Raw genomic sequence first — 5738 nt, 5'->3', positions numbered from 1 at the left:
CGCAACTGCCATTACGGAAGGTGCCTCTGCTGATTTTTCTTATCAGGGTGGTGTTGCCGTATTTACAATGGTAGAAGGAGGACTAATGGCTGAAGCCTCTGTAGGCGGCCAAAAATTTTCATTTGACCCGGTTCAATAAGAGATAAAATCATCTTAAAAAGGCCCGGATTTCCGGGCTTTTTTTATTGAAATTAGTTTGGAGATAATTCTTAACAGCTGTTGTCTTTTACACATCCCAAACCTAAATAGTTTAAGAGGTTGTGGTCCTCATCTACATTAATGGACTGCTTAACCTGGCCAGTTTTTCCTTTACACGATCTATATTAGGTCTGGCTGTATGCTCCTCCAGGGTAAGCAGTTTACTACTCTTTTGGAATACGGCAAATTGCCTTTTCATAGTCTTTGTTACCTCCTTATCGTAAATTAGGGCATTAACCTCAAAATTTTGTTCAAAACTCCGAATATCCAAATTGGCAGTACCTATTGAGCAAACCGAATCATCTGAAATAATAACCTTTGAGTGAATAAACCCTTCCTGAAACAAATAAATTTTTACACCTGCACTAAGAAACCTGCTAAAAAAAGACTGTACGGTCCAATGAATCATGGTTGACTCAGAATTTCTGGGAACTATTATCCGCACATCTATACCGCTTAAGGCGACTGTCTTAATAGCCAATGAAAGCGTTGCATCGGGAATTAAGTATGGATTCACAATGTAAACATATTTCTTAGCCTGATATAAAATATATAAGTATTGAATGTAAACATATTTCTTAGCCTGATATAAAATATATAAGTATTGTTGAAGAATATTTGGGTAATCCGTATCGGGACCGCTAGAGACGATTTGTACAGGAGTGTCACCTATTGGATCCATCAATTTAAACATCTCTGGTTTAATTAGGTTTTCCCTGGTGACAAAAAGCCAGTCTGAAAGAAATACAAAGTGCAGGAAATTCACACTCATCCCCTCAATTTTCAAATGAGTATCAGACCAGTGACCTAATTGTTCATCATCATTGATGTATTTGTCATCCACATTAATACCCCCTGTAAAACCAACTAAACCATCCACGATTAATATCTTCCGATGACTTCTATAATTTACTCTTGCCAACCTACCAAAACGAACCGGCAGAAATGGAAATATTTTGACTCCAATTTCACTGAATCTATTTATCATCCTATTTGATAAATCCCAACTGCCAACTGCATCATAAATGAGTCTTATCTCAACACCTTGCTTTATTTTTCTTTCAAATAGTCGTTCAAATCTATCAGCAAGTTCACCGTCGATGAAAATATAATATTGCAGGTGAATATATTTTTCGGCTTTTTCACATGATTCAAAAATAGCCTTGAATGTTTCAGGTCCATCGTTGAGAATCTGTACCTTATTGTTGAAAGAAATTATAGAGCTATTAACTCTCGTAAGTAATCGAATGAGGTGTATATAAGAAGAGGTATCATCATGTCTTTTTGATATACTTTGTTCCGCTTCTGTGGAATACTTTATAACGAATTTCTCAAATTGGGCATAATCAATTTCCTTTTTTAAATCAAACATCTTTTGCCTTCGAAGGTTAATCCCAAAAAAGAAAAATAATAATGCACCAATAAATGGTATAAAGACTATAACCAGGATCCATGCCCAAATACGCTCTGGTTTACTGCCATCCTTAATTAATAGATATAAGGATGTGATAGTTAGGGTAGCTTCCAAAATTGTTATTATAAGCACCCATGTCATAGGAATGAATTTTAAGGCTAATTCTTTGTAAGTTGGAATGGATAAATGACCTTCCAGTCATTTTTCATATCTATAACCGTCCAACCCTTATCTGCAGCTTCATCCAATCCTTTATCTAATTTTCCAATATGAGATTCACGGTCATAAGCCCATTCCCTTTCGCCATCTGTATGGTGCAAATAAAGCATAAAGCTAGGGTGATCATTGGAGGCAGCATATTGCAACATTTGCAGGTCGCCATCCGAGTTTCCTGAAGCAAAAATGGGCCTTTTACCTATAAATTTATTAATCCCCATAGGTTTCCCTTCTTTGTCATCTATAAAGTCAATACCGGCAATTTTCCGAATCTCAGTTTGCCCCTTGTTATAGTCAAATTCTGTTTTTATGGTACTTCCTACTACCTGGTAAGGCGGAATACCATAGGCATCCTCTGTCCATACCCTCATAAAATCCACTCCGCCACCAGAGACAATGAACGTTTTAAATTCATTTGCCCTGAGGTATTCAAGCAATTCTAGCATGGGTTGGTATATCAGCTCATTATAGGGCCGTTTAAATCTGGGATGTTTGGCTGTAGCCAGCCATTCCCTGACTTCTTCTTTAAACTCCTCTCCAGACATCCCTGAATGCGTAGCCATAACAATTTCAAGAAGCCCGTGTACACCGAGTTTCATTAGCTCATTCATATCGTTTTCAAGAACAGCTTTATACGGCTGTTCATTGTTCCATTCCGGATGTTCTTCAGCCAGGCCCTTTACTCTGTCTATCGCGAAAAAAAGCTGAAAGTAGGCAGGTTGTTCGGACCAAAGATTTCCATCATTATCAAAAGTGGCAATCCTATCCTTTACGGGAACAAAAGCCGGACTATCTTCTGTTGTAACTTTATTTACAAAATCCAGGATAGCGGTTTTAGTAGTTCCTTCATTCCAGGAAGGTAAAGGGTCTTCTTTAACCTCAGTTGCAGCCGAAGCTTCTGAAGGCGCAGCCTGCTTGCAGTTTATAAAAAAGCCTGAGATCAATAATAGAATAAAAAAAGTACGTATTGTTTTCATATTAAATTGATTTTTAAGTTTAATACATTATAGTGGAAGGGGATTTTGCGGTTTTAAATATAGTAGAAAGTATAATAGCTATATAATAAAACCTGTTGGTTTTTGTAACATTTAATACTTTTTTAATGGTATCCCAAACATGTTGAATACACAGAAGGTCCTGCTTCTTAGTAGGGTAAAATATTTGATGTTCATTGGATATTGTTTCGACCAGCCCTCAAATTTTTTACTGAACCCTTCTTACCAGAAAAATAGAGGTTTAAGAAAATAGCTGCTGACCAGTGTTAATCCTGGAAAGCTTTCACCATAGTTTTCACATACTTTCCTGCAGTTTTGTAGGCTTCCTTGGGATCATCTAATTCAGATGTTACCACGGCCACTAGCTGGTTTTCCTGGGGCTCATCAAGGTTATAAAATACGGTCTCCAAAATATAAGTTGTAGAAGTACTGGTAGATGTAGAAGTAGGAATATAACCCCCGAAGGAATCATAGTAAGGGCCATAGGCGTAAGGCGTCCTGTAATAATTATTAAATCCTCCGTAATACCCCGGATATCCGCCATAAAAACCAGGGCGTGCAGCTACCCCCACCCCTATTCCACTACTGGAAGTAGTTGTAGTACTCTGCTGATCCTTTACAGCGACAATCACAATTCCATTGTACCCTTCACTTTCGAGGATACTTTGTACAAAAGCCACTCTCTCATCTGTAATTTCTCTATTAGTATATATTTTTGGAAATTTTTTAAAACTTTCCGTGGCTTTATATCCTTTTGCCCTTAACTCGTTGGCCAAAGCCTCTTCAAAAGCTATTCTAGCTGTATTGCCAGCCGTTCTTGCTAAAACTAGAATTTTCTTTTCTTTGAATTTAGCAACCGTCTCCTCTTCCCCCGTCCAGGTATCCCTTACTTTTACGCTTCCACAATTTTGAAACACAAAAGAGAAAGCAATTAATCCTAGTATGGTAAGGTTTTTTTTCATAACAATTGGCGTATTTTACATTAATTATTTAAGCCGTCCAAGCTACTAAAAATATACCATCTAATTGCAAGTAGCGACTTATATATTCAAATCAGATCTGGACTATAGCCCCAAAATAAATCCAAAATAAAATCGCAATCCGTCGTCAGACCCAAATAGCCCTATGTTTGCCGTGATCAAATCTGTTCCATTTACAAAAAACCCACCCCCGTAAGAGGTATTCCAGATATTTCTATTAAAGGAAGGATCAACCACCAGATTATCATCCACCCAAACTCTGCCTATATCAAATCCACCAAAAACACCTACCTCAATGGGTATTATTCCTGTTTTGAACCTTTTAAAATTAAAGCGCAGGTCTGAAGTCTGATAAAAAGACGATTTTCCTGTAAAACGTTGATTCCTGTAGCCGCGTAAGCCATCGTTACCGCCTATGCTGGCGGCCTGATAAAACTCAAAATCATCACCAAAAATAAGATGTGCCTTAGACTTTGTAGCTAAAACCAATTGCCCATTCTGGGTTATTTTGTAAGAAAAACCAAGGGTCGGTATCAAATACCCAAATGTATCTGAATTATCCAGGTTGGAAGTAATTCCCGTTTCCAATTCAAACTCCATTCCCAGGGTTGGGAAAGCGGGGTTATCACTATTTGTATAACTGTAAACGGCTTCGGCACCAATAAAACTATTCCGCTCTTCCTGAGGGATAAAATCCGAGAATAAATTGATATACCTCCCCTGTGTCTCTTCCAGCTCATAGGATTTATAATTTATCCCTATGCTAAATTCCCCATTATTTTCTCCATGCCATACCAATCCGGCAAATCCGCCCAATGTACCAAGTTTGACACGATTGTAATTCAGGTTAAAAGTATCTTCGTCTTCAACGTTGGGATTCGTGGTAGAATTACCAAAACCAAAAAAGTTTATGCTGTAATTAGGGCTGGTTAACTCACCATTGATGGCAAGATTCCATTTGCCGACGACATGAGCGAACTCTCCCTGATAACGAATATCAAAACCCCCTGTAGATGTATATAAGGCAACCGCGATCCTATTGGTGGACGTAAACGGATTTCGCTCAAAACCATAGGTAGTATGCCCCGCAATTATGCCCAGCTTTAGACCGTCATCAGGATTATACCCTATTAATGGCAATATGGCATTAACATTATATTTCGGTTTCCTGTAGTCATAATTGTTATTTTCATAATCATCCCTGATATGCTGTTTACCCTTTTTGGTAATTAGTGTATTGGGTTTACTTTTAAAATCATAAACATGGGTCTTTTTACCGTTTAACACCTCATAAATATCATTATTAGAGCCCCCAATCAATCTTAGTTTTATGGTATGATCTCCATCGCCGGAAACATGAAAATAATCATCATCATCCAAACCATATATCCAGATTTCTTTAGTACTACCCCTTTCATACATTTTTTCATGAAAGACCGGCCCTTTTTCACCTTTCTTTATCCTATAGCTTGTTACTTTGGTTTTACCTCCTGGCAGTCTTTCAATCTCAAACCAATCATCCTTATCGGTGCCCCTCACTACCGCATATTTATTCACAACTTTGAAGTAGGCATCGGAAATTTTGCGCAAATTGGTCCGTCTGCCTCTTAACTTCCGTTTAATGTCTACCATATTTTGATCCTTTACTTCATTTGGCAATTTCTCAAACGCCGCGTCTATAATCTCGTCGGTAATATGTGACGTAATATAAGCCACCTGCTCATCCCAAACTGCCTTATCGGATTCCTGAATTACGGCAACATCCAGGACATATGGATTTAAATTGCTCCATCGGACATCTTTGATATCTTCTTCATATGAATTTAAGACCCGTGTAGGCGCTGCCAGTTTAGTGGCAAGGCCCAGTGCAAAGCCATCATTCATAATTGAAAATGCCTGATCCCTGTCTCTTGGCACAGGTTTGTATGTAGTTAC

The 5738-nt window shown here is 38.1% G+C and carries 3 protein-coding genes and 1 pseudogene; all 4 read right to left on the bottom strand.

All coding sequences use genetic code 11. The features are described from left to right. Positions 1 to 271: 271 nt before the first annotated feature. Entirely contained in the window at positions 272 to 1753 is a 1482-nt protein-coding gene (locus tag Q0X89_RS00020; RefSeq protein WP_297690558.1) for a phospholipase D-like domain-containing protein, read from the bottom strand. 17 nt (positions 1754 to 1770) lie between these two features. Then, positions 1771 to 2805, bottom strand: coding sequence for an HAD family hydrolase (locus tag Q0X89_RS00015; protein ID WP_297690557.1), 1035 nt, complete (start codon positions 2803 to 2805; stop codon positions 1771 to 1773). A 284-nt stretch (positions 2806 to 3089) separates the two neighbouring features. Continuing rightward, on the bottom strand, positions 3090 to 3785 hold the full coding sequence (locus Q0X89_RS00010) for a hypothetical protein (protein ID WP_297690556.1): 696 nt from the start codon (positions 3783 to 3785) through the stop codon (positions 3090 to 3092). 102 nt (positions 3786 to 3887) lie between these two features. Further along, positions 3888 to 5738 (bottom strand): annotated as a pseudogene (locus Q0X89_RS00005) (phosphoesterase); the annotation flags it as partial.

Origin of the sequence: uncultured Eudoraea sp. (assembly GCF_947258525.1) — a bacterium.
In the GTDB taxonomy this organism is placed as follows: domain Bacteria; phylum Bacteroidota; class Bacteroidia; order Flavobacteriales; family Flavobacteriaceae; genus Eudoraea.
The sequence above is the reverse complement of the archived record's forward strand: the minus strand, read 5'-3'. Positions and strand labels throughout refer to the sequence as shown.

Excerpts from the sequence above, each read along its gene's own strand:
- Q0X89_RS00015 (WP_297690557.1), bottom strand. The coding sequence starts at position 2,805 with ATGAAAACAATACGTACTTTTTTTATTCTATTATTGATCTCAGGCTTT.
- Q0X89_RS00010 (WP_297690556.1), bottom strand. The coding sequence starts at position 3,785 with ATGAAAAAAAACCTTACCATACTAGGATTAATTGCTTTCTCTTTTGTG.
- Q0X89_RS00020 (WP_297690558.1), bottom strand. The coding sequence starts at position 1,753 with ATGACATGGGTGCTTATAATAACAATTTTGGAAGCTACCCTAACTATC.